Annotated in this window: 18 protein-coding genes, 1 pseudogene and 1 riboswitch; of the genes and pseudogenes, 10 read left to right on the top strand and 9 right to left on the bottom strand. The window is 30.4% G+C overall.

What is annotated here, in order from left to right:
• Window positions 1-26: 26 nt before the first annotated feature.
• Window positions 27-2,351 (bottom strand): 5-methyltetrahydropteroyltriglutamate--homocysteine S-methyltransferase, encoded by a 2,325-nt coding sequence (gene metE / locus L2Z92_RS04675; RefSeq protein ID WP_236457683.1) that lies wholly within the window; start codon window positions 2,349-2,351, stop codon window positions 27-29.
• A 184-nt stretch (window positions 2,352-2,535) separates the two neighbouring features.
• A riboswitch (cobalamin riboswitch) is annotated at window positions 2,536-2,730 on the bottom strand.
• A 197-nt stretch (window positions 2,731-2,927) separates the two neighbouring features.
• Here metE and dgt point away from each other — a divergent pair.
• The 8 genes from dgt (at window position 2,928) to L2Z92_RS04635 (ending at window position 15,080) form a co-directional block, all read left to right on the top strand.
• The gene (gene dgt, locus L2Z92_RS04670; protein WP_236457682.1) at window positions 2,928-4,268 is read left to right on the top strand and encodes a dGTP triphosphohydrolase; all 1,341 of its coding nucleotides are present in this window, start codon (window positions 2,928-2,930) and stop codon (window positions 4,266-4,268) included.
• Between the two features lie 11 nt (window positions 4,269-4,279).
• Window positions 4,280-7,105: a sensor histidine kinase gene (locus L2Z92_RS04665; protein WP_236457681.1), complete on the top strand. Its 2,826-nt coding sequence runs from the start codon at window positions 4,280-4,282 to the stop codon at window positions 7,103-7,105.
• Window positions 7,106-7,206: 101 nt separating this feature from the next.
• Window positions 7,207-8,475 carry a T9SS type A sorting domain-containing protein gene (locus L2Z92_RS04660; protein ID WP_236457680.1) on the top strand — a complete coding sequence of 423 codons (1,269 nt, stop codon included), beginning with the start codon at window positions 7,207-7,209 and terminating at the stop codon, window positions 8,473-8,475.
• A gap of 97 nt (window positions 8,476-8,572) precedes the next feature.
• Window positions 8,573-10,750, top strand: coding sequence for a T9SS type A sorting domain-containing protein (locus L2Z92_RS04655; RefSeq protein ID WP_236457679.1), 2,178 nt, complete (start codon window positions 8,573-8,575; stop codon window positions 10,748-10,750).
• Between the two features lie 97 nt (window positions 10,751-10,847).
• The gene (locus tag L2Z92_RS04650; RefSeq protein ID WP_236457678.1) at window positions 10,848-11,984 is read left to right on the top strand and encodes a T9SS type A sorting domain-containing protein; all 1,137 of its coding nucleotides are present in this window, start codon (window positions 10,848-10,850) and stop codon (window positions 11,982-11,984) included.
• Between the two features lie 13 nt (window positions 11,985-11,997).
• Window positions 11,998-13,023: a hypothetical protein gene (locus L2Z92_RS04645; RefSeq protein ID WP_236457677.1), complete on the top strand. Its 1,026-nt coding sequence runs from the start codon at window positions 11,998-12,000 to the stop codon at window positions 13,021-13,023.
• A gap of 112 nt (window positions 13,024-13,135) precedes the next feature.
• Window positions 13,136-14,317, top strand: coding sequence for a hypothetical protein (locus tag L2Z92_RS04640; RefSeq protein ID WP_236457676.1), 1,182 nt, complete (start codon window positions 13,136-13,138; stop codon window positions 14,315-14,317).
• Window positions 14,318-14,462: 145 nt separating this feature from the next.
• Window positions 14,463-15,080 (top strand): response regulator transcription factor, encoded by a 618-nt coding sequence (locus L2Z92_RS04635; RefSeq protein WP_236457675.1) that lies wholly within the window; start codon window positions 14,463-14,465, stop codon window positions 15,078-15,080.
• Window positions 15,081-15,084: 4 nt separating this feature from the next.
• On the opposite strand, the gene L2Z92_RS04630 is transcribed toward L2Z92_RS04635, so the two are convergent.
• The 3 genes from L2Z92_RS04630 to L2Z92_RS04620 form a co-directional block, all read right to left on the bottom strand.
• A complete protein-coding gene (locus tag L2Z92_RS04630; protein ID WP_236457674.1) occupies window positions 15,085-15,744 on the bottom strand; it encodes a tRNA1(Val) (adenine(37)-N6)-methyltransferase in 660 nt (219 codons plus the stop codon).
• Between the two features lie 85 nt (window positions 15,745-15,829).
• A complete protein-coding gene (rimM, locus tag L2Z92_RS04625; protein ID WP_236457673.1) occupies window positions 15,830-16,360 on the bottom strand; it encodes a ribosome maturation factor RimM in 531 nt (176 codons plus the stop codon).
• 22 nt (window positions 16,361-16,382) lie between these two features.
• On the bottom strand, window positions 16,383-16,910 hold the full coding sequence (locus tag L2Z92_RS04620) for a 30S ribosomal protein S16 (protein ID WP_236457672.1): 528 nt from the start codon (window positions 16,908-16,910) through the stop codon (window positions 16,383-16,385).
• A gap of 170 nt (window positions 16,911-17,080) precedes the next feature.
• Here L2Z92_RS04620 and L2Z92_RS04615 point away from each other — a divergent pair, with 170 nt between their 5' ends.
• Together L2Z92_RS04615 and L2Z92_RS21460 are read left to right on the top strand one after the other, a co-directional pair.
• Entirely contained in the window at window positions 17,081-17,782 is a 702-nt protein-coding gene (locus tag L2Z92_RS04615) for a DUF6252 family protein (RefSeq protein WP_236457671.1), read from the top strand.
• 110 nt (window positions 17,783-17,892) lie between these two features.
• Window positions 17,893-19,562 (top strand): annotated as a pseudogene (locus tag L2Z92_RS21460) (IS1182 family transposase).
• Window positions 19,563-19,608: 46 nt separating this feature from the next.
• Here the strand turns inward: L2Z92_RS21460 and L2Z92_RS04600 are convergent.
• From L2Z92_RS04600 to L2Z92_RS04580, 5 genes are all read right to left on the bottom strand, one after another.
• Entirely contained in the window at window positions 19,609-22,215 is a 2,607-nt protein-coding gene (locus tag L2Z92_RS04600) for a TonB-dependent receptor family protein (protein ID WP_236457668.1), read from the bottom strand.
• Window positions 22,216-23,037, bottom strand: coding sequence for a GLPGLI family protein (locus L2Z92_RS04595; RefSeq protein ID WP_236457667.1), 822 nt, complete (start codon window positions 23,035-23,037; stop codon window positions 22,216-22,218).
• Between the two features lie 4 nt (window positions 23,038-23,041).
• Window positions 23,042-23,866: a GLPGLI family protein gene (locus L2Z92_RS04590; protein WP_236457666.1), complete on the bottom strand. Its 825-nt coding sequence runs from the start codon at window positions 23,864-23,866 to the stop codon at window positions 23,042-23,044.
• A gap of 3 nt (window positions 23,867-23,869) precedes the next feature.
• Window positions 23,870-24,685: a GLPGLI family protein gene (locus L2Z92_RS04585; RefSeq protein ID WP_236457665.1), complete on the bottom strand. Its 816-nt coding sequence runs from the start codon at window positions 24,683-24,685 to the stop codon at window positions 23,870-23,872.
• A 69-nt stretch (window positions 24,686-24,754) separates the two neighbouring features.
• Entirely contained in the window at window positions 24,755-25,003 is a 249-nt protein-coding gene (locus L2Z92_RS04580; protein ID WP_236457664.1) for a hypothetical protein, read from the bottom strand.
• Between the last annotated feature and the right edge of the window lie 164 nt (window positions 25,004-25,167).

Here is a 25,167-nt window from a genome sequence, read left to right as displayed (position 1 = left end):
TTGTTTGGCTGTTTTTTTTAATAAATCTATACAAGCACTTCTTTTTGGGCGAGTACTCTCATTTTTTTTGCAGCATCAACCATTTCAATTAATGCCTTTTTTGTTTCATCCCAATGACGCGTTTTTAAACCACAATCAGGATTCACCCATAATTGATCGGCAGGGATAACAGCAGTCGCTTTCTCAAGTAAATGCAACATCTCTTTGCTTGAAGGAACACGAGGAGAGTGAATATCATAAACACCTGGTCCAATTTCATTCGGGTATTTGAAATCAGCAAAAGCATCAAGGAGTTCCATTTGCGAACGGGAACATTCGATAGTAATAATATCAGCATCCATATCGGCAATGTTTTGAATAATGTCGTTAAATTCGCTATAACACATATGTGTGTGAATTTGAGTATCGTCTTTAACACCGCTTGCGGCTATTCTAAAGGCTTTTATCGCCCAATCCAGATAATTGTTCCATTCTTCCTTGCGTAAGGGCAGGCCTTCTCTTATAGCGGGTTCGTCTATTTGTATGATTTTTATACCTGCATTCTCTAAGTCTACTACTTCATCTCGAATAGCTAATGCAATTTGTGTACAAGTTGTAGCCCTTGGTTGATCGTTTCTAACAAATGACCATTGAAGAATTGTAACAGGGCCAGTAAGCATACCTTTAACCCATTTGCTTGTTAAAGACTGTGCGAATTCAGACCATTTGACCGTCATTGGTTTTGGACGAGAAACATCTCCGTAAATTATTGGAGGTTTAACACATCGACTACCATAACTTTGTACCCAACCATTTTTTGTAAATGTAAAACCATCAAGTTGTTCGCCGAAATATTCAACCATATCATTACGTTCAAATTCCCCGTGAACTAAAACGTCAATACCTGTTTCTTCTTGAAAACGTATTGTTTCCTCGGTTTCTTTTTGAATTAATTCGTCATAATGTTGTTGAGTAAGTTCGCCTTTTTTGAATTTTGCTCTCCAACTTCTTACTTCGGTTGTTTGAGGGAAAGATCCAATGGTTGTTGTTGGGAATAATGGAAGTTGCAATGCTTCAATTTGTTTTTTTCTTCGAATAATGAATGAATTGTCTCGCTGAGAATCTTTTTCAGCGATTTTTGATACGCGATTTTTTACAGTTTCGTTATGTATAATTGTGGCAGTTTTCCTTTTCGCATTTGCAATTGTATTTTCAATATATTCAGGATGATTCTTGGCATCTAATTCGCTACAAGCAAATTTTTTAAGTAATACAACTTCTTCTATTTTTTGTTTTGAAAAAGCGAGCCATTGCTTAATTTCTGGTGTAAGAGTTGTTTCGTTGGTTTCAAGTTCCAAATCACAAGGAGAATGAAGCAACGAACAAGATGGTGCAATTAAAATTCTGTCTTTTCCGAAGGCATTAATTGCTTTTTTGATTAAAGATAAAGATTCTTTAAAATCATTTTTCCATATATTTCTTCCGTCAACAATTCCTAATGAGAAATGAGTTTTGTCAGAAAGGTATTTAGAGGCTAAGATATCATCAAGTTGCAAAGAACAGCGAACAAGGTCTAAATGTAAAGTATGTACAGGTAATGACAATGCGGTTCTTAAATTCTCTCCAAAACAATCAAAATAATTGGCTACTATGATTTTAATTGTAGGGAAGTGATTGTTGATTTCATTGTAGGTTCTCGTTATTGCTGCTCGTTCAATATCACTTAAATTGAGTGCAAGAAAAGGTTCGTCAAATTGAATGTATTCTACGTCTTCGGCTTCTAATTTCTTTAGGATTTCAAAGTAAACAGGAAGTAAATTGTTGATTAGTTCTATTCGGTGAAAACCTGTTTGTTTTTCTTTTCCAAGTAATAAATAGGAAACAGGACCTATTAAGACTGGTTTTGTTTTTATTCCTAGTTTTTTTGCTTCTTTGAATTCGTTTATTATTTTTTCAGAGAACAAACTGAATTTTTGATTTCTTGTAAATTCAGGAACAATATAATGGTAGTTAGTGTCGAACCATTTCGTCATTTCCATTGCTTTTACATCAAGGTTGTCTTTTTGAGCACCTCTTGCCATTGCAAAATAAAGATCTAATTCAGAATTTTTTTCTGAAAATTCTTTGTACTGTTCGGGAATTGCCCCCAAAGTTAAACTTAGATCTAATACTTGATCGTAAAAAGAAAAGTCATTGGAAGGAATTAAATCAATTCCGGCATTAGCCTGTAATAGCCAATTGTCTTTTCTGATTTTTTCTCCTGTTGCTACAAGTTCATCACTTGTAATTTTGCCTGACCAATATAGTTCGCAGGCTTTTTTTAATTCTCTGTTGCTACCAATTCGCGGGTAGCCTAGATTGTTTGTACGCATTTTTTTGCTTTTAAATTGAATAAATCAGTTCTAAAAGCTCTTGATGCATTTCTAATGTTTTTTTGAAATAAGAATAGTTGGTTTTTAATATGTATAATAGAGAAATGCACAACAAAGTATGTTTTAAATATTTGTCGTGTATTATAGATATCAATCCTGACTATTGCTTCAAATCGCGAAAGCATTGTCAATTCAATAAAAGGCAGGTCTCCTGACTTGTAACATTTTTACCGTCCTTCCCATTTGTGAAAAACAAACAGTGGAGCCTATTTCAGATAAAAATTTGCGTTTGTTACTTACAGTTGCGCGACAGTTCGTGATTTGCACACGATTCCCTATTAATCTACAGTTAAGTAAAACCTTTATTGGTTGAAGTGAAATAAATTAAGAACTTAAATAGCTACAAAAGTATTACAAATAGCAGTAGAATAAATTTATAAATTTCGATAATTTGTTAATTCTGTAACATTGTTTGAAACAAGTAGTACTGGTACTAGTTTGTAAACTTATCTAATTCTGTATCTTTGAGGTCTGAATAATTAAAAATAAACTTAGGTAAGAGTGATGGAAAACAAAATGAAATGGGAAGAATTATTGTCTTTAAAACGTCATGGTGATACAAATAAAAGATTGCGTAAAGATCAAGATGATACGCGTTTGGGTTTTGAAGTAGATTATGATAGGATTATTTTTTCATCTGCCTTTAGAAGCTTGCAAGATAAAACGCAAGTTATACCGCTTTCTAAAACAGACTTTGTACACAATCGTTTAACACATAGTTTAGAGGTTTCTGTAGTTGGCCGTTCAATTGGTCGTTTGGTTGGTAAACAAGTTCTGGAAAAAAGACCTTATTTAGCAGAACATGGTTATCAAATGAATGATTTTGGAACAATAGTTGCTGCTGCTTCATTAGCGCATGATATTGGAAATCCACCTTTTGGTCATTCAGGAGAAAAGGCAATTGGAGAATATTTTAAAACGGGAAGAGGAAAGCAATATCAAGACAAGCTTACTGATAAAGAGTGGCAAGATATAATTGATTTTGAAGGAAACGCAAATGGTTTTTCTGTACTTACAACTTCAAGAGAAGGAATTGAAGGTGCTTTGCGTATTTCGTATGCTACTTTAGGTGCTTTTATGAAGTATCCTAAAGAAAGTTTGCCAAAGAAACCGACTTCGCGAATTTGCGATAAAAAATATGGTTTTTTTCAACAAGACAAAGCTTTTTTTGCAGATGTTGCAAAAGAATTAGGTTTGATTTCGAATAAAACAGGAAATGATATTGGTTTTGAACGACATCCTTTGGCTTATTTAGTTGAAGCAGCAGATGATATTTGTTATACTATTATCGATTTTGAAGATGGTATTAATTTAGGACTAATTCAGGAAGAATATGCCTTAGAATATTTGATCAAGTTAGTTAAAAATGGTATCGATATTAAAAAATATCATCAATTAACGAACAAAGAAGATAGAGTAAGTTATTTGAGAGCATTGGCAATTGGGAGTTTAATTAATGATGCTGTAAAAGTATTTATGGAAAATGAAGATGCTATTTTGAGTGGAAATTTTCCTTTTTCTTTGATGGATAAAAGTCAATACAACGCGCAAATGAATGATATTATTCAGCTTAGTGTTGCTAATGTTTATCAATGTAAAGAAGTGGTTCAAAAAGAAGTGGTGGGGTATAGAATAATCAATACATTATTGGATAAATTCTGTACAGCTTATCATAATAAAATTGAAGGTAATGCTTCAAGTTATGATGTTATCATTTTAAAGTTATTACCCGATCGTTTTCAGTTTCAAAAAGAAAGTGTATACGATCAATTATTGCATATATGTCATTTTGTTTCGCTTTTGACAGATGGTAAAGCATTAGAAATTTATAATATTATTGAAGGAAATAGAAATTAATATCTAATAGAATGATAAGACTTCTAATCCAAGTATTACTTTTTTCTTTTTTTTGGAGTACTGCGCAGTATAAAACTACGCATTATAATACTTCGAACGGATTACCTCATGATTTGTGTTATGGTATTATTCAAGATAATAAAGGATATATTTGGTTAGGGACAGATGATGGATTAGTAAAGTTTAATGGTAAAGATTTTAAAGTATTTCAAATAAAAGAGGGTCTTCTGTCTAATTATGTTATTGATGTTTGTGAAGTTAATGATTCAACTTTTGCAATAGCAAGTTGGGGTGGAGGAATGCAAATATTACAAAAAGACAAAATAATACCTTATAAGAATCAGGTAAAATCTAAGATTAATAAAATTGAGAATTTATCTAAATACTTATTTGCAAAAGGAACTGGTCATAAATATCATTTTTATTTTAAAGGAAAAGAAAATTTTAAGGAGACAATAGTTAGTTACTATTTAGATAAGACACTTGTTCCAACAACCAGTACCGTAGTTAAAAATATTGTAAAGCCTCAATTTGAAGTTGTTGATGGCGAAATTTATCTTTTTAATGATGCATTATTTTCAAACGAAACATTAAAAGGAGTTTTTAAAGTTATTAGTCCAACCCAAGTACAGCCAGTATTTCCTTTCTTAAAAAATGAATATATCAATGATATAAAAAAAATCGCTAATAATTCTTTTTTTGCGGTTACTAATAATGGAGTTATTTTTTTTTCGAAAGATAAAATAATTAGTAGAAAAACATTTTCATTTAAAAATAGTAACATTAGAAGAACAAGTATAAAAAACAACACTATGGTTCTTGTTTTGCAAGAAAATGATGGGAAAGCCGAAAAAGTAGTTGTTTGGGATATTAAAAAGAATACTTTCTTTGACGTAACAGAAAAAGAATTAGGAGGGAAACAAGTTAGTGATGTTTTTATTGATAAAGACAAAAATATCTGGATAAGTGTTTATGGTTCTGGAGTGTTTAAGCTTTCTTTAGAAAGTCGGTTTCAAATAAAGAGTGATCTGCAAAATAATAATATCTACGATGCGGTTACTGTTAAATCGAAAATATTTTTTTTAACATCAAGTAAAATAATAGGGATTGATACGAATAGGAACCAAAGAGATTCTTTGTTGTATAAAGAATCTCTTTGGAAGTTTGATGACTTTACTAAAAATACTCTTCTTTTAAAAACTAAGGAGAGTAAGGGAAGTTCTGTAGTAAGACAAATATTTGAAACGAATGTTAAAATATCAAGTTTAGAACATTTAGTATATCAAGACTCTACTATGCTTATTAAGCATGGAGATAATAATATTTTAATTAAAAAAGGAGACAAGTGGTATAAGTTTCTTTTCGATGGAGCCATTAGAAGACTGGTGAAAAAAGAGGATAAAATTTATTCTTGCACAAATAAAGGTTTGTTTATTTACAATTTAAATACATTGAAATTAGAAAAGGAAATTACTTCTCAAAATGGTATTTTAAATGATGATATTAGAGATGTTGTTATTGATGGAGAAAAGATATATATTGCTACGATTAATGGATTGAGTATTGTAGAAAAGGACGAAATTAAAAATTATAATGAAAATATTGGCTTATTGTCATTAAATATAAATTGTTTATTACTAGATAATCATGGAATACTGTGGTTAGGTACACAAAAAGGGTTTTCTATATTTAAAGAGGAAGTTTTTTATAGTTTTTACAAAAATGCAAAGGAAAATTCATCTTACATTCAAAAAATAGTAGAAGATGAAAATCAGCAAATTTGGTTAGTGGGTAACAATGGAAGCATGAAAATAGATAATAAAAATGCTTTTTCTCCAGTTTCAAGCCCAATTCTAGATATTAATAGAACGGAAAATAAATTTTCTGTAAATGTAATTTCCTATGATGATTTTGAAATTATTACGGAATATAAAATAAATAATAGTGAATGGGAATCTTTAAAAACAGATTTATTAGATTTCACTAAGTTTCAATATGGAGAATATCATGTGGTTTTTAGAACTAGAAACACAAATAGCAATTGGAATTATTCAAAAAAATACAATATTACAAATGCAGCACCGTGGTATAAACAATGGTGGAGTTATTCTTTAATCACTCTATTTATTTCAAGCTTACTTACTTTAATTTTATATTTCAGATTCCAACATGTAAAAGAGCGCAATGAACTATTAAGGCAAACAATCGCTTATAATGAAAATTTGCAAAAAGAATTAAGTGAAGTAAGAGAAAACGTTGCGCAAGATTTTCATGACGAGTTAGGGAATAAACTAGCAGGGATAACTGTGCTTTCTGGGATGATGATTGAAGATGAGGTGTTTAAGTCTTCTGTTTGGTTTAAACAATTATTTAGGATAAATAAAGATGCTCAAGACCTGTATTTCGGAATTAAAGACTTTATTTGGAGTATAGATAGTAAAAATGATGACTTAAGTGAGTTGATTTTTTATTTGAAAGATTTCGGAGAAGAACTTTTTTTATCTAGTAACATAGAATTTAATAGCAATGTTGATGTTGAAAAGGAACATGTTAAATTGCCTTACTATTGGTCTAGACAATTGTTATTATTGTTTAAAGAAGCAATGACAAATACATTAAAATATTCTGAAGCGACTAATTGTAGTCTAGAAGTAAAAGTAAGCCGTAATAAATTAAAAATAACCTTTGCAGACAATGGGAAGGGATTTGATATAACCAGTCTAAAACGTAAAAATGGATTGATTAATATGGAAAAACGAGCTCTAAAAATACAAGGAAAGTTAGAAATAAATGCAAGCAAAGGAACAAAAGTAAAGTTTTCAAATCGTATTTTTTAATTTAATAAAGTTTGTGCATTTATAATAAAAAATCACCCGAAATGGGTGATTCTTTATTTTATAACTATGTCGAATTTTGTAAAAAAATAAAACATATAAACATGGGAAAAATTTACTTCATTTCAATTTTTTTATTCACGAGCATCTTTTATTCACAAACTTATACGGTGAATACTTTCGCGTCAAATGATACAGGTCAATTTTTTAATGCACCCTGCGGAATGACAATCGATACTAATGATAATCTATATATAACCGATTACGGGACAAATAGCATTAAAAAAATAGCAAGTAATGGAACGGTAACTTTAATCGCTGGGGGGAATTATGGCTATGTTAATGGAACTGTTGCAGAAGCTAGTTTTTTTGAGCCTTATGGATTGGCAATTGATACTACTACAGGGAATATTTTTATTGCAGATAGAAGAAATCATTGTATTAGAAAAATAACACCTTCTGGAGACGTAAGTACTTTTGCAGGAAATCCAGTTTATGAAATAGAAGGATATTATTTAGATGGAAATGGTACAAATGCAAGATTTAATAGCCCTTCAGGAATAGCTATTGATGCCAATGGGAATTTATTTGTTGCAGATAGAAATAATCATTGTATTAGAAAAATTACACCAGCAGGAGATGTTTCAACGGTAGCTGGAAATCGTGAAAATCAAAGTTTTGTAAACGGAAATGGTGCTAATGCTTATTTTAATAACCCAATAGATTTAGATTTTGATACCAATGGTAATTTATATATAGCTGATTATGATAATCAAGTGATTCGAAAAATGACTCCAAACGGAGATGTATCTACTTTTTCTGGAACAGGTCAGTCAGGTAATACAGATGGGACTTCTAGTGTTGCGCAGTTTAATGGGCCAAATTATATAGAAGTAGATAATTCTGGAAATGTGTTTGTTACAGATAGAATTAGTTCTAGCATAAGAAAAATAGACGCTAATGGAACGGTAGTGACTATTGCTGGTAACGGAAATGGTTTTCAAGATGGAGAGGGAAGTAGTGCTCAATTTAGTTCGCCAACAGGTATTGCTATCGATTCCAATGGAAATATATTTGTTTCTGATTGGTACAATCAAAAAATAAGAAAAATCACTACTTCAGCATTGTCCAATCCAAATTTCGAACTTTCCAAACAAGTTGGCATTTATCCAAATCCAGCAAAAGACCATTTTCAAGTAGATTTAGAAAATAGTTTAGAATTAAAAGCAATAACGGTATATAATAACTTAGGCCAACAAGTTGTAACTACCAATTCATCTAAAGTAAATACAAGCTCTTTATCAAAAGGAATGTATTATGTGGAAATTGTTACCAATGCAGGAAAAACAAATAAAAAAATAATCATAGAGTAATCAAAAGATTGCTTATAAAATAAAAAATCACCCATTTCGGGTGATTTTTTATTTTATAAGTATGTCGAATTTTGCACAAAAATAAATGTAAGATACAATGAAGAAAACACTACTCCTTTTAGTTTTAGCTTTCACAAGCTACAATTATGCTCAAAACGTAAACATTCCAGATGCAAATTTTAAAGCATACTTAGTAGGTAATACAGCAATTAATACAAACGGCGACACAGAAATACAGTCTACTGAAGCAAGTGCTTTTAATGGAACAATTAATTGTCAAAGTTTATCTATTGCAAACTTAACGGGTATTGAAGCTTTTGTGAATTTAACAAAGTTATATTGTTCATTCAATCAATTAACGAGTTTAAATGTGACTCAGAATACAGCTTTATTAGAACTATATTCTTCTTCCAACCAAATAACGAGTTTGGATGTTTCTCAAAATGCAGCTTTAACAGTTTTAAGTTGTTCTTCCAATCAAATAACGAGTTTGGATGTTTCTCAAAATGCAGCTTTAACAGTTTTAAATTGCTCTTCCAATCCATTAACGAATTTAAATGTAACCCAGAACACAGCTTTGGAAACTTTATCTTGCGGTATCAGTCAATTAACAAATTTAGATGTAACTCAAAATATAGGTTTAACAACTTTAAATTGTAATAACAATCAATTTACAAGTTTAGATGTAAGTCAAAATACAGTTTTAACTAGTTTGGGTTGTTCTTCCAATCTATTAACAACTTTAGATGTAACTCAGAATACCGTTTTAGAATATTTAAATTGCTCTTCCAATCAATTAACAAGTTTAGATGTAACTCAAAATGTCACTTTAATAGAACTAACCTGTATTTCCAACCAATTAACAGGTTTAGATGTGGCTCAGAATACTGTTTTAGGATATTTATATTGTAATAACAATCAATTAACGAGTTTAAATCTGACTCAGAATACAGTCTTAGATGAATTACAATGTCATTCCAATCAAATGACGAGTTTGAATATAGCGAATGGAAATAATATTAATTTAACTTATTTATTAGTTAATAATAATCCTGATTTAACTTGTATTCAAATTGATAATGGATTTACTCCTCCAAATAATGGTAACTGGCAAAAAGACACAACGGCATCTTATAGTACAAATTGCACTTCTTGTATAGTAAACATACCAGATGCGAATTTTAAAGCATACTTAGTAGGTAATGCTACAATTAATACAAACAGCGACACAGAAATACAATGTACGGAAGCAAGTGCTTTTACAGGAGCTATTGAATGTTATGGTTTATCTATTTCAGACTTAACAGGTATTGAGGCTTTTGTAAATTTGACTGTATTATATTGTCAAAATAATCAATTAACGAGTTTAGATGTGACTCAGAATACCGCTTTAATACGTTTTGATTGTAATAATAATCAATTAACAAGTTTAGATGTGATTCAAAATACGGCTCTAACCTATTTAAATAGTAGTTCTAATCAATTAACGAGTTTAAATATCGCTCAGAATACGGCTCTAACAGTTTTAGGTTGTGGTCTCAATTTGTTAACTAGTTTAGATGTGACTCAAAATACAAATTTAGAAACTTTATTTTGTAATTCTAATCAATTAACGAATTTAGATGTGACTCAAAATGTGGCTTTGAAAGATTTAGTTTGTGGTGCTAATTTATTAACGAGTTTAAATGTGACTCAGAATATTGCTTTAACATCACGTTTGTCTTGTTCAGGCAATCAAATAACGAGTTTAGATATAACTCAAAATACGGGTTTGACGAATTTGTTTTGTACTAATAATCAATTAACAAGTTTAGATGCGACTCAAAATATAGCTTTAACACAATTACAATGTCAAAATAATCAATTAATTAATTTAAATGTTGCAAATGGAAATAACAATAATTTAACTTATTTTCATGCTACCAACAATCCTAATTTAACGTGTATACAAGTGGACAATGTGGCTTACAGCACTACAAATTGGGTAAATAAGGATGTAACCGCATCTTATAGCACAAATTGTGCTTTAAGTACAAATAATTTTGAACTTTCCAAACAAGTTATCATTTACCCAAATCCAGCAAAAGACCATTTTCAAATAGATTTAGAAAATAGTTTAGAATTAAAAACAATCACGGTATATAATAACTTAGGGCAACAAGTTGTAACTACCAATTCATCTAAAGTAAACACAAGTACTTTATCAAAAGGAATGTACTATGTTGAGATTGTTACCAATGCAGGAAAAGCAAATAAAAAAATAATCATAGAGTAATCAAAAGATTGCTTATTAAGCAAAAAATCACCCATTTCGGGTGATTTTTTATTTTACAACTATGTCGAATTTTGCATAAAAATAAATGTAAAATACAATGAAGAAAACACTACTCCTTTTAACCTTAGCTTTCACAAGCTACAATTATGCTCAAAACGTAAATATTTCAGATGCGAATTTTAAAAATGCATTATTAGCACATGGTGTAACAATTACAGGATCTGGTATTTCAAAAATAGATACTAATGACGACGGAGAAATACAAGTTACAGAAGCAATAGCCTACACTGGGCTTGTAAATGTTGGTTCTAAAAATATTTCAAGCTTAACGGGTATTGAGGCTTTTGTAAATATTATAAGGTTGTATTGTTCTTCCAATCAATTAACGAGTTTAGATGTTTCTCAAAATACTGCTTTAACACATTTAGTTTGTTCTTCCAATCCATTAACAAGTTTAGATGTGACTCAAAATACTGCTTTAACACATTTAGATTGTGCTGGCAATTCATTAATGAGTTTAGATGTCTCTCAGAACACCGCTTTAAAAGATTTACGTTGTCACTATAATCAATTAATAAGTTTAGATGTAACTCAGAATATAGCTTTAACAACTTTATATTGTCGTTCCAATCAACTAACAAGTTTAAATGTGATTCAGAATACTGCTTTAAAAGATTTAAGTTGTCAAAATAATCAATTAACAAGTTTATATGTGACTCAAAATACGGCTTTAACAGTTTTAGAATGCCACCACAATCAATTAATAACTTTAGATGTTTCTCAAAATGTAGCTTTAACACAATTGGAATGTAATAACAATCAATTGATTAATTTAAATGTAGCAAATGGAAATAACAATAATGTAGCTTATTTGAGTGCTAACAACAATCCTAATTTATCGTGTATACAAGTTGATGATGTGGCTTATAGCGCTGCAAGCTGGGTAAATAAAGACACAACAGCATCCTACAGTACTAATTGTGCTTTAAGTGCAAATGATTTTGAGTTTTACAAACAAGTGACAATTTTTCCAAATCCAGCAAAAGACCATTTTCAAGTAGATTTAGAAAATAGTTTAGAATTAAAAGCAATAACGGTATATAATAACTTAGGTCAACAAGTTGCAACTACTAATTCATCTAAAGTAAATACAAGCTCTTTGTCAAAAGGGATGTACTATGTTGATATTGTTACCAATGCAGGAAAAGCAAATAAAAAAGTAATAGTAGAATAAAAAAACATAAAAAATGAAAAAAATATTTTTAGTAGCAGTAAGTACAGTACTGTTTTCTTGTAGTAAAGACGATAGCGCAACAGAAACAAATACAGGGAAATCGGTATATGCAGTTGGGCAAGAGTATAACGGAACGAATAATGTAGCCAAAATTTGGAAAAACGGAGTAGCAACAAATCTAACAGATGGAAGTCAAGATGCAATGGCTAGATCTGTTTATGTTTCAGGGAATGATGTTTATGTAGCAGGTTATGAAGAGAACGGAACAAATGATGTCGCCAAACTTTGGAAAAATGGTGTGGCAACTGCGCTTACAGATGGGAATCATCGTGCCTATGCAACCGCTGTTTTTGTTTCAGGAAATGATGTGTATGTGACAGGTTATGAATACAATAGTAATAACATGGGAGTAGTTAAACTTTGGAAAAATGGAGTCGTTACAGATCTTACAGATGGAACGCTAAGTGCAAGTGCTTATTCTGTTTTTGTATCAGGTAATGATGTTTTTGTGTCTGGTAGAGAGTCTAATGGAACAAAAAATATAGCTAAAATATGGAAAAATGGTGTTGCAACGTCATTAACAGATGGAAGCCAGCATGCTGAAGCTAATTCGGTTTTCATATCTGGAAACGATGTGTATGTTTCTGGTCATGTATCTAATGGAGGACCATATGTTGCTAAGTTTTGGAAAAATGGAGAAGTAACTGCATTTACAGATGGAATTTATCAAGCTGGCGCTAATTCTATTTGTGTTTCAGAAAACGATGTGTATGTTGCGGGTTATGAATATAACGGGACTAAAAGTGTTGCAAAAGTTTGGAAGAATGGTGTCGCTACAGACCTTACAGATGGAAACCAATATGCTTATGCTAATTCTATTTATGTTTCTGGGAACGATGTATATGTTTCTGGTACAGAATATAATGGAGTTGGTGGAGAGGATGGTTTTTCTGTAGCCAAACTTTGGAAAAATGGCGTTGCTACAAATCTTACAAACGGAACAACAGATGCACATGTAAGTGCGGTTTTTGTAAAATAAATACAATATAAACACATAAAATCGCCTAATCTGTGGTGGTTTTATGTGTTTTTCTTAAAAAGATGTTTCTAATAGAAATAGTGTTCAGAGGCATAATTTAAAAAAAAATAAAGTGAAAGTAATTTACATTCTTTGTTTACTGTCTCTAAATAATATACTCATTGCACAAGTACCTAAAGAAAAGTATCAATTTTCTAAAGATATTAATGCTGCAATTGAAAAGGACACATTAGCTTGGAAATACCAACTTGGAGCTACAGAATATGCAACAAGTGGGTATTATCATGAGGCATTAACAACTTGGGATAAGAATGGTGGAGGTTTTAAAAAGCTTACTGTAGAGGACAGCTTGTTCATTAAAAAATTTAATCCCAAAAACGCAAAAGAGTACATTATAGAACGTTCAAAAGCAGAACAAATAATTATAATAAATGAAGCACACCATAATGCAAGACATAGAGTATTTACTGCTTCATTGTTAAAAGGATTATATGAAAATGGATACCGCTTTTTTGGACTCGAAGCTTTGTCGGATACCTTAATTAATGATAGGAAATTTCCAACTATAAAAAGTGGTTACTATGTAAAAGAACCGCAAATGGCAAATCTTATTAGAGAAGCTTTAGAAATAGGATTTACGTTGTTTGAATATGAAGCTACTGATGGAAAAAATGGTAAAGAAAGAGAAATAGAGCAAGCGGAGAATATTAAAAAAATCATAGACGAAAATCCAAATTCTAAGTTTTTAATTCATTGCGGATACGATCATGTGATAGAAGGAATGCCTAAAATAAAGCGTTGGGAGAAAGCAATGGCAGGGAAGTTAAAAGAATTAACCAACAAGAATCCTTTTTCCATAGATCAAGTAATCTACTCTGAGAAGAGTGATTTGAAATTTACTAATCCTGTAATTGAACTGGTTAATAATACATCTTCAGTAGTGTTGATAGATGAAAAAGGAAGTCTTTTTAATGGATTGTCCAATGCGGAACAAGTAGATTGTCAAATTATTCATCCCATTACAAAATATTATAATAATAGACCTGATTGGCTTTCGCTAAGTAAAGAGAGTAAAAAATATTCCATCCCTAAATCAAAAATAAAGGAATATCCAGTCTTGGCTTTAGCGTACAAAGACAACGAATATGAGCATGAAGGAATTCCTGTTGATATTGTTGAAATTTTAAATAAAGAAGAAATTCCCAAGCTTATGTTGCCTGCTGGGAAGTATCAAATACTAATAAAAAATAAAATGTATGAAATCGTAAGTATATATACTTTAACCATTAAATGATAGGATTAGTTAAGGTAAAATGGATTGAAAAAATGTTTTTATAGTTGTTCTTGTGTATTAAAGAATAAAAAAGGTACTTTTATTATTTTATAAAAATGGTATATCCAAAATGTAAAAGAAAAAAAAGTTTTTTTAAATATGAAGTATGAAAAAAATTGTCCTTATAGAAGACTACGAATTAGTCAGAAAAACATATAAAGATATCATTAATTCTACAGAGAATTTTGAAGTTATAGGTGATTTTGAAAGTTGCGAATTAGCGATACCTGAACTAAATGAATTACGCCCTGATGTCATTTTTATGGATATTAATTTACCAGGGATAAATGGTATAGAAGGTATTAAAATTATAAAGAAACAATTTCCAGATATTGCCATTATTGTAGTAACTGTTAATGAAGAGTCGAATTTTGTTTTTGAAGCGTTATGTGTTGGAGCTGTTGGGTATATTACGAAAGTAAGTGGAAAGCAGAAGATAATTGAAGCATTAGAGCAATTAAATCAAGGAGGAGCTCCTATGAGTGTTAAGATTGCTCGAATGGTTGTGGAGTCATTTCAAGAAAAAAAAATAAATGAACTTTCTGATCGTGAAAATGAGGTGCTAACCTATCTTGCTAAAGGGAAAAGTTACTCCTCAATAGGAGAAGAGTTAAATGTAAGTGTTAATACAATTAAAACTCATGTAAGGAATATTTATGAAAAACTACATGTAACCAGTAAAGATGAAGTTATTGAGATTTATAATAGGATAAATAAAAAATAAAAAGCTACATCTTTAAATAAAAATCTTTAGTTAGATTTATATATTCTGAAGTATATTGATGACGTGCTATTTCAATAATTAGTTCGTCTATTAATGGTGTTTGTTGGGTTTTAGTAAAAGCCAATAAACTTCTTTTTATTTCTGTAGTTGGTGTTCCTTTAATACGAGTAATTTTTATAGGATAAAGTTCGAAGTCATTCGCTAAGGATAAAAAGCGCTCTTCTTCTTTAAAAGGAATTATCACGGAGAATAGTCCTTTTTCTGAAAGTAATAAATCAGCAGCTTCAATTAAATCTTCAAAAGGTAGTGCATCTTCAAATCGAGCTAAATCTCTTTGAGAGCTTTCTGTTTTGTAATCTTCTGTATAGAAAGGAGGATTTGAAATAATTATGTCGTATTCGTCTTCAGGTTCGTCCATAAATTCATCTAAACCGGCATGAAAGCAAAACAATCTATCGTTCCAAGGAGATTCTTCAAAATTGTCTGTTGCTTGTTCGTAAGCATCTTCATCAATCTCAAGAGCGTCGATTTGTTCAGCATTGCTTCTTTGAGCTAACATTAAAGCTAAGATTCCAGTTCCAGTTCCAATATCTAAAACACTATATGGGTTATTGGTTAAAGGTGTCCAAGCTCCTAGTAGAACAGCATCAGTGCCTATCTTCATAGCGCATTTGTCTTGCTCTATTTTGAATTGTTTAAAATTGAAAGTAGTGCTCATGGATGAATTCTAACAGGTTTATTTTTGTATTTTATTCTTCTAAGTAAAGGTCTACTAACCCTTCAGGAGTGTCAAGGATTACTTTTTTGTTGCTTCGATCAATTTTTATTATAAAATCATCAATCATTGGGACTAGAATTTCTATTTCCCCCTTGGTAATTTCAAAAAGTGGTTGAGCATTACTGTCGTTAACACCTTTCATTATTCCAATGTTTCCAAGACGAAGATCTTCTACTTCAAATCCAATAATTTCGTGATAGTAGAATTTGTTACCGCTTAATTTTGGTAACATTGAAAGTGGAAGATAAACTTCGCAATTCATAATTGCATCAGCATCAGCTTCATTTTCTACATCTTCAAAGCGAACACGTAAAAATTTATCTTTATGTATTGCTCTTTTTTCAATAAAAAAAGGAACCAGTGTTTTGTTTAATTCAACAAAAACTGATTCCAAATTTTGATACAATTCAGGTTCATCCGTATCTAAAAAGATTAGGACTTCACCTTTAAAGCTAAATTTTCTCGCAATTTTACCTAAATAGAAACAATCTTTTTTATGCATAATTACGATTTAATATTAAAAATTAAGCTTCAGTTTCTTCATTGTTTTCTTCAACAGCAGGAGCTTCTTCTTCAGTAGCAACAACTTCATCAGCTTTTAAAGCTTCAGTTTGTGCAGCAATACGTTTAGCGTTAGCATCTTGTTCTGCTTTGAAAGCTTTAGCTTTCGCATCAGCTTGTGCTTTGCTTAAACCGTCTTTCTTAACGTCAACTTTTCCTGTTTTTTCTTCTAACCAAGTAGCTAATTTAGCATCAGCTTGTTCTTGAGTTAAAGCACCCTTACGAACTCCTCCATCTAAGTGATGTTTTAATAAAACACCTTTGTAAGATAAGATTGCTCTTGCAGTATCAGTTGGTTGAGCACCATTGTGCAACCATTGTACAGCACTATCTAAATTTAAATCGATAGTAGCAGGGTTAGTGTTAGGATTGTAAGTTCCGATTTTGTCTAAGAATTTACCATCTCTTTTTGAACGAGCATCAGCTGCTACGATCCAGTAAAAAGGTTTCCCTTTTTTACCATGTCTTTGTAATCTAATTTTTACAGGCATAATCTTTTGATTAATTTTGAGGTTCCCGACCTCAGTTATTTAAGGGCGCAAATATACAAAACTTTGTTTTAGAATTAACTACCTTAGTTATAAATATTTTTGTCTTTTTTATGTGCTGTTTAAATTAAAAAAATTATTTTTGTCTCTTACTCGCTAAAAATAGATTTATAATGAAAAAAATAGTAATAGTTTTATTAGGGATGTTTTTGTTAACATCATGTGTTAATGAAACAGAAGATAATACACCAACAATTCAAGCAAGATTAAATGGAGTTAGTTGGAAAGCAAAAGAGACAAACGTTTCTGTTGATGCTGGAGGAGCTTTAATTATAAAAGGATATAGAGGTTCTGAAGTGTTAACAATAAAGTTAAGTGCTCCAATTATCTCAGGATTTCCATTGGGAACAGAAAATATGTTGAATTTTGGGACTTATACGGTTGGTTCTGCATTGAGTATAAATGAGTATACTACAGGAATTGTTCCTGGGCCTGTTTATGAGTACCTTAAGGAAAATGCTGGAACAGGTTATTCATTGAATAATTCTGCGATGACTACAAATATAACAACGACAAGTAATGGAGCTGGTTTAGTTTTTAAAATAACTGAGGTTAGCCCTGTAGGTGCAATTACTAAGTTAGAGTTGAAAGCTAGAGGAGCAAATTATAAAGCTGGAGAAATTGTAACAGTTCAAGGTGGTAATGGAGATGCAAGGTTTAAGATTTCAAATGTTCAGCAAAGTAATGGTAAAGTTGTTGTTTCTAAAATTGAGAATGGTACTATTACAGGAACTTTTCAATTAAACGCAGTGAATGATAGTGGAGATGTTGTTACTTTTTCTGAAGGTGTTTTTTATAAAGTTCCAATGAATTAAATGTTATATAAGTTTAAAACAAAGAGGCTGTCCAAAAAGTAAGGACAGCCTTTTTTTTGTTGTATTTTTTCTCTAAAATTATTATCTTAGAGTTGAGATAAAAATGCACAATGGCTAAGATAGTTTTTAAAAATCAGTCAGGCAATTCTCCGGAATTATTTCCTATAAACATTTTCAATAGAATACCGCAAAACCATCCAGTTTGTTTAGTTGAACAAGTTGTTAATCAACTAGATATAAGTGAAATATTAAAAAAATATAAAGGAGGAGGCACTTCTGCATATCATCCAAGAATGATGATTAAAGTATTGTTTTACAGCTATTTATCTAATGTTTATTCTTGTAGAAAAATAGCAAAAGCACTTCAAGAAAACATTCATTTTATGTATATTTCTGGAAATTCTACTCCAGATTTTAGAACGATAAACGATTTTCGAGGTAAAATTTTAAAAAATCATATTCAAACGCTTTTTGCAGAAGTGGTAAAAATGTTGGTTGAAATGAAATATGTAAGTCTTGATATTCAGTATATTGATGGTACAAAGATAGAATCTAAAGCTAATAAATATACTTTCGTATGGAGAGGTTCTGTTGAAAAATATAAAGAAAAATTAGAGCATAAGATTAATTACATTTTATCAGATATTGAAAACAGTATTCAATCTGATAATCAAGAACTAAACACAGAAGAATTACCAAAATCAATTGACTCAGAAAGTTTAAATAAAAGCTTTCTATTCTTAATAAAAAACTCAAAGAACCTACCAAAAAGCAGTCAAAAGAATTGCAAAAGCTACAAGAAGAACATCTTCCAAAGCTTGAAAAATATGAAAAAGACTTAGCTACAATGGGAAACAGGAATTCCTATAGTAAAACAGATCCTGAAGCTACTTTCATGCGAATGAAAGAAGATCATATGAGAAATGGTCAATTAAAACCTGCGTATAATCCGCAAATATCTACTGAAAATCAATTTATTACACATGTCTCTATTCATCAAACAACAAATGATACTACAACCTTAAGCTCTCATCTTGAGGGTTTTGAAAAAGCCTATCAAAAACAGAGTAAAGAAATTGTTGCCGATGCAGGTTATGGAAGTGAAGAAAACTATGAAATGCTTGAAGAAAAACAGGCAGATGCTTATGTGAAATATTACTATTTTCATCAAGAACAAAAGAGAAAAATAAAAAACAATCCTTTTCTTGTTCAAAATTTATTTTACAACAAAGAACACGATTTTTTTGTTTGTCCAATGGGTCAAATCATGCAAAAAATAGGAGTAGGAAAACGTGAGACAAGTACTGGTTATGAATCACAAATTACTTATTATCAAACCAAAAGATGCGAAGGTTGCCCTTTTCGAAGTCAATGCCATCAAGCAAAAGAGAACAGAATAATATCCGTCAATCATCGATTAAATGAATTAAAAGAAAAAGCAAGAAACCTACTAATGAGCGAAAAAGGACTAGAGTATCGTAGTAAACGTCCCATAGAAGTAGAAGCCGTATTTGGTCAACTAAAAAACAATAATAAATTTAACCGATTTACAATGAAAGGATTAGAAAAAGTAACATTAGAGTTTTTACTAATGGCACTTGGGCATAACTTCAGAAAAATAAATGCAATCAAGGTAGACTTGTCAAAATTTGTTTTCAAAACCAAAATTCACACTTATGTAGCGTTTGTTAAAACTAAAATTTACTTCGTTAAAGAAACTCAAAAGTATTTTGCTATTATTTTTTACTCAAAACAAAATACCTTAAAAATGACTGTATAAAAAAAGCTGCCCTTTTTGGACAGCCTCTTTCTTTTTATACACTTTTTTAAAAACGATACCTTGCTGTTAGTAGAATATATCGCTCAATTAAACTGATGCTGCTCGTATTTGTTGTGTATTGGTTTAACGAGGTGATTTTAAATTCATTAATGTTTAATAAATTGTTTAAGATAACTCGATAGGAGAATCTGCTTTTAGTTGGGTTGTAATTCAGATTGATGTTAACGAAGGAATATGTTTTGTCTAACCAATAAAAATCACTTTTTAATTCGGCGATAAAACTTTCGGAAAACTTATAATTTGTTGAGAGATTTGCTTTTGTAATCTTATTTGTGCTTTTATTGTTGTTGAAGTTGCTATAGCTGCGATTCTGAGTAATTCCAAAATCGAAATTAATTGACTCTTCAAAATACGTAGTGCCAGATAGTTTGTAAGTGCTTAATAAAGTATTGATTGTGCTAAACTCATTTGTGTTTACTTTTATAGGCGAATTCATCCACGTTTGTTGTGTTTCTAGTTTAGTTGCTAATTTTAGTTTTCTAAAATAGTTTACGACATTAAAATTGAAGCGATAATTATCACCACCATTTATAATGACAGTATTTCCAAAAATAAAGTTATTGGTAATGTTGCTTTCAGATGAGATAGTATTGTTTGATTTGGAGTAGGAAAGGCTTGTTGTAGTGGAAAAACGTTTTCTAGTATTAAAAAGATTGTGAGAAAAACTAAAACTATTGCTTTTTATAGGGTTAATATCACTAGTTCCTTTTGAAAAACTTCTGTAGTCTATAAGCTGATAGTTTTCTGTTAATAAGTTAATGTTGGGTAAGGAGTTGTTGAGGTTATGTGATATTGTGAATGTGCCAACTTTTTTAAATTTATAGATTAAAGAATTAGAAGTGTTTAAAATGTGATAATTCTTCGAGAAATTTTCCGTTTCATAATCAATAATGTCATACGTAATCCTAGAGTCAAAATCAAAATCATCTGTAATTTCATATTTCAAACCATTTTCTAAACCGAAAATATTTTGTTTTAAGGTAATATTGTTTGCATAGTTGTTATTGAAATTGTTATCAACAAGAAAACTATTTTCATTTTTTTCTTTGTTGTTTTCAAGTCGTACAGAAATTACATGCTCAATTTTTTTGTACTTCGATATTATTTTGCTTTTAAAGCCAATATAGGAAACAGAATTTGTTGCCGTTTCTTTAATGTTACTATTTTCGGTAACATTAAAGAAATCGTTTAAAAATGGAGAAATAATAGTGTTTTGTTCTTTTAGATTGTCTTTGCCTAAATAAAAATAGTTATTGATGACTTTATTTCTGCCTACTTTAAAAGTATGGTAAATATGATTGTAAAATGTGTAATTTTTATTTTTTGATGCTACATCAACTAAGTCGCTGTTAAATAAAACATTGTCGTTAATTCTTTTCGGATTGTTTTTGTAGATGATGTTTGCTGTAATGTAGTTCTTAGAATTTACATTGTATTTTAACTCAATTTCTCCACCAATTTTTTTGTTTTGTAAATTGTATTTTTTTTCTTCTGTTAATGAAATAGGAGTTGGTTCTATGTTGTATTCGGTAGTAGAAAAACTATCTTGAATTTGCTCGTCGAGTGCAAAATAACTAACACTTCGTAAAGAAAGATTGGGTTTTAATTTGGTGTTAAACGCTAAAGTGTTGAAAAAAGCATCATTAAAAATACTTTGCGAATCACTAAAAGTAGTGTTTTCTCCGCTGTAAGAATTAAAAACGGAACGTACTTCTTTCTCAAACCGATCTTGTCGGTAGGTGTTTCCGAAAGTGAAACTGCTTGATATTTGACTGCTTGCTTTGGTTCCTGAGTTGTTATAATCGGCGAGATAGAGTAATTTTATTTTTTTACGAATTAGGCCTATGTTTAAACTTTCTTTCCATCTGTTTTCGGAAACAATACCAGAACCTAAAGTAACGTTTCCAAACCATATATTTAATTTGTCTTTCTTTAATTTTAGATTGATTGCGACAGATTCAGAATTGCCAAGTTGTTTTAATATGGGGTTGTCTTCAAAATTTTTCAATATTTGCACCGCATCTAAAACTTTACCGTCTAGGTTTTTAGAAAGTAGTTTGTAGTTTTGGTCAAATAAATCGTCTCCTTCAACTAAAAGCTTCTCAATTCTTTTTCCATTCGCTTTAATTGTTCCATCCTCTTCAACATCTATCCCTGGAATTCGTTTTAAAACATCTTCAACCGTTTGTTCGGTATCATTGGTAAAATATTTGGTTTTAATAGTAATGGTGTCGCTCTCTATTTTTATTTTTTGGTCCGTTTTTAAAACTACTTCGTTCAGCTCTTCTATCTTTTCTTCTAATAAAAACGATTGATTAATTGTTCTGTCTTGACTTAAAGGAATTTGAATTCTTTTTTTTTGATGTCCTAGGCTTGAAGCTTCTATGTTTATAACGTTTATTTCTTTTCCTTCAAAAGAAATAGAGTAAAAGCCATTATTATTTGTAAAACTGTAGCCTAAAATGTTTTCTGTTGCATCATATATCACAACAGATGCGTTTTCTATGCTTCTGTTGTTGTTATTTATGTTTCCAGATATTTGATATTGTTGTGAAAAACAAAATGAAGTGATGAAAAATAGTAGGTATCTCATTTATTCTGCAATTTCAATTCTTAATTCTTCGATTTTTTGTTTTGTTGGCAAGAATTTAGGGTGCTTCTTTGCGATTATAAGAGATCGCTCATGTTGTTCTTCGATTAAATATTTTGCATGCTTTAAATAGGTTTTATATCCAAACCATTGAGTAAATCTTTCTTCTACATCTTGTTTTATAAAGTCGATTTTGATTTTCTTTTTTAATGGGTATTCTATGTTTTTAAAATAAAAGTAAATTTTGTATTCACTATCGTAACCTTCTAAAACCAGTCCAGGCAATCCATTTAGTTTCCAAGGACCATAGGGAATTGGGATTGCTGTAGTGTACCAAACAGTATAGTCTCTTCCTTTAAATGTTGCTGTAGCTTTTTTACAGGTAAAAACACCTATTTTTTTAGTGTCCTTTTCAAATGTCCAATTGATAGTAGGCTTTTTTTCTTTGATATAAATATTACCCATTCCCATAACGTAAGACCATAAGGTGTCTTTTTCTCTGTCAAAATATACCTGATTACCTACATAGTTTGTAATTAGCCTTGAGCCTCTGATATTTATAGATTCGTTTGTTCCGCCTTCTTCATTGGCTTCTGAAATGATTGGCACAGCTAAGTTGTTTTCAGAGTCTTCTAATGAGTCTTTTTGTGTAACAAAATAAGAATGCTTGCTGTCAAAAAGTAATTGCGCTTTATATTCTTCACCTTGTTTTTGACCATAAATTAAACTTTTAATATAGCCGTAGTTCACGATCCCTTGTTTTTCTTGTGCATTTAATAGTGATGTAAGTAGTAAGAACAGTAATTGTAAATGCGCTTGTTTCATGTTTTTATTCTGCAATTTCAATATATCTTTTATCCATTTCTGGTTTAATCGGAGTGAAAGTCCCTAAGTCTTTGGCTACAACTAGCATTTTTTCAAAATCGGATTCAATGTCTAATTTAGCAATTTTAAGATAATCGTCGTAAGTATGCCATTTTAAAAACTCACTATCAGGAGATTCTTTGATGAAATCAATTTTAATTTCTTTTTTTAAAGGATACTCTATATTTTTGAAGTAAAAGTAAACAAAAAAATCTGCATCATAAGCTTCTAAGACTAATCCAGGTAAACCAGTGAATTTCCAAGGCCCATAGGGTAGTGGTATTTCTGGAGTATACCAAACAGTGTATTGCCTTCCTCTAAAGTTGGTTGTTGCGTTATGACATACTAGTGTTCCTATTTTTTTTGTCTCTTTTGTGAAAATCCATTTTATACCTGGTTTTTTTTCAGCTATATACATGCTTTTAGGATTTCTTAAAAATGACCAAATACTGTCTTTTTTCCTGTCATAGAAAACTTGACTACCAGTGTGTGTGGTTAGAAAGGAAGAATTACCAATTGTTTTAATCTCATTAGTACTGTTTTCTTCACTTCCTAGTTGGTTGGTTTGAATCTGTTCATTATGATTGAAGTTTGTTTCTAATGAGTCTTTTTCGGTAACAAAGTAAGACTGATTATTGTTGAATAGTAATTGAGCATTGAATTCATCTCCGTTTTTATTACCAATATGTAAACTTTTTATATAACCATAATTGATAATGCCTTGTTTTTCTTGTGCGTTCAACAAAGTGGTGAAAAATAAAAAAAGAATTCGAATAGCTGTTTGTTTCATGATTTATTCTGCAATTTCTATTCTCTGTTGTTCTATGTTTGGCATTATAGGCTTATGTGTCCAGCCTTTTTCTTTAAACATTATAAGCATAGTTTCGTAAGCATTTTCTAATGATGAATTAGCTTCAGTAAGGTACTGTTTGTAGCTATACCATTTAATAAATGGTTCCTCAATTGATTCTTTTATAAAATCAATCTTTATTTCTTTTTTTAAAGGATATTCTATGTTTTTGAAAAAATAATATATTTTGTATTCAGTATCGTATGCTTCTAGAATTAGACCAGGGAGTCCATTAAACTTCCAAGGCCCATAAGATAGTGGTATTTCTAATGTATACCATGCTGTATAGGTTCTGCCTTTGTAGGTGGTTGTAGCTTTGTTGCAAGTATATGAGCCGATTTCTTTTTGTCCTTTCTCTAATTTCCAATTAAATCCAGTATTTTTTTCAGCCACATACATGCCTTTCATGTTTTTAATGTATGACCAAATAGAATCTTTTGCTCTATTGAAATAGACCTGATTGCCAGCGTCATTAGTTGATGAGGATATGTTTATAATTCCTTTTTTTTCAGATTGGCCGTTGTCTCTTTTTATTTCAATAATTTTGTATTGCTCTATTTCTTGGTTAGGGTTTTCTAAAGAATCTTTTTCAGTTACAAAATAAGATTGTTTAGGGTCAAATTTTAACAATGCATTAAATTCTTCTTCAGATTTATTTCCATAAAAGAGACTTTTGATGAAGCCGTAATTAACGATTCCTTGTTTGTTCTGCGCAAAACAAATGCAATTAAATAAGAGAAGTATAAAAAGTTTTTTCATTTTAAAATATAATTTTCAGCCCTCTTAAAAGTCAAGAGAGCTGAAGTGTAATAATGACTTAGTTAGCGCTTATTTATTATCGACTCTATTGCAATAATCATTTACCATTGCTAATACTGTCATGAAATCTGTTCCTGCAGGTACGGGTACATTATATGTTCCAGATTTGCATCTAAAGGCCCATACATCAACCTCTGGGTCAATTGCTTTAATTTTTGTTATTGTGAAATTTGTCTCTTCGATTTCAGAAATTTCCTTTGTGTTGGCTTGAATTAAGAATGATACACTCAAAGCGCAAATAAAAATTATTTTTTTCATGTTTGTAAATTTTGTCACACAAATAAAATAAAAAATAATTGCACATAATATTAAAATTTTCGGTTTAACATCGATTATAGTTTTCCTGTAACACATGTTAAAAATCAGATTCCTGTTAACAACTAAAATTGTGTCAAATTTTTTTAAACAGTATCTTTGTTTTT

It is taken from the genome of Flavobacterium jumunjinense (genome assembly GCF_021650975.2).
GTDB lineage: Bacteria > Bacteroidota > Bacteroidia > Flavobacteriales > Flavobacteriaceae > Flavobacterium > Flavobacterium jumunjinense.
The sequence above is the reverse complement of the archived record's forward strand: the minus strand, read 5'-3'. Positions and strand labels throughout refer to the sequence as shown.

Coding starts and splice junctions, on each gene's coding strand:
- L2Z92_RS04600 (WP_236457668.1), bottom strand. CDS start 22,215: ATGAGATACCTACTATTTTTCATCACTTCATTTTGTTTTTCACAACAA.
- dgt (WP_236457682.1), top strand. CDS start 2,928: ATGAAATGGGAAGAATTATTGTCTTTAAAACGTCATGGTGATACAAAT.
- L2Z92_RS04665 (WP_236457681.1), top strand. CDS start 4,280: ATGATAAGACTTCTAATCCAAGTATTACTTTTTTCTTTTTTTTGGAGT.
- L2Z92_RS04580 (WP_236457664.1), bottom strand. CDS start 25,003: ATGAAAAAAATAATTTTTATTTGCGCTTTGAGTGTATCATTCTTAATT.
- rimM (WP_236457673.1), bottom strand. CDS start 16,360: ATGCATAAAAAAGATTGTTTCTATTTAGGTAAAATTGCGAGAAAATTT.
- L2Z92_RS04645 (WP_236457677.1), top strand. CDS start 11,998: ATGAAAAAAATATTTTTAGTAGCAGTAAGTACAGTACTGTTTTCTTGT.
- L2Z92_RS04590 (WP_236457666.1), bottom strand. CDS start 23,866: ATGAAACAAACAGCTATTCGAATTCTTTTTTTATTTTTCACCACTTTG.
- L2Z92_RS04660 (WP_236457680.1), top strand. CDS start 7,207: ATGGGAAAAATTTACTTCATTTCAATTTTTTTATTCACGAGCATCTTT.
- L2Z92_RS04615 (WP_236457671.1), top strand. CDS start 17,081: ATGAAAAAAATAGTAATAGTTTTATTAGGGATGTTTTTGTTAACATCA.
- metE (WP_236457683.1), bottom strand. CDS start 2,351: ATGCGTACAAACAATCTAGGCTACCCGCGAATTGGTAGCAACAGAGAA.
- L2Z92_RS04630 (WP_236457674.1), bottom strand. CDS start 15,744: ATGAAGATAGGCACTGATGCTGTTCTACTAGGAGCTTGGACACCTTTA.
- L2Z92_RS04595 (WP_236457667.1), bottom strand. CDS start 23,037: ATGAAACAAGCGCATTTACAATTACTGTTCTTACTACTTACATCACTA.
- L2Z92_RS04650 (WP_236457678.1), top strand. CDS start 10,848: ATGAAGAAAACACTACTCCTTTTAACCTTAGCTTTCACAAGCTACAAT.
- L2Z92_RS04635 (WP_236457675.1), top strand. CDS start 14,463: ATGAAAAAAATTGTCCTTATAGAAGACTACGAATTAGTCAGAAAAACA.
- L2Z92_RS04585 (WP_236457665.1), bottom strand. CDS start 24,685: ATGAAAAAACTTTTTATACTTCTCTTATTTAATTGCATTTGTTTTGCG.
- L2Z92_RS04620 (WP_236457672.1), bottom strand. CDS start 16,910: ATGCCTGTAAAAATTAGATTACAAAGACATGGTAAAAAAGGGAAACCT.
- L2Z92_RS04655 (WP_236457679.1), top strand. CDS start 8,573: ATGAAGAAAACACTACTCCTTTTAGTTTTAGCTTTCACAAGCTACAAT.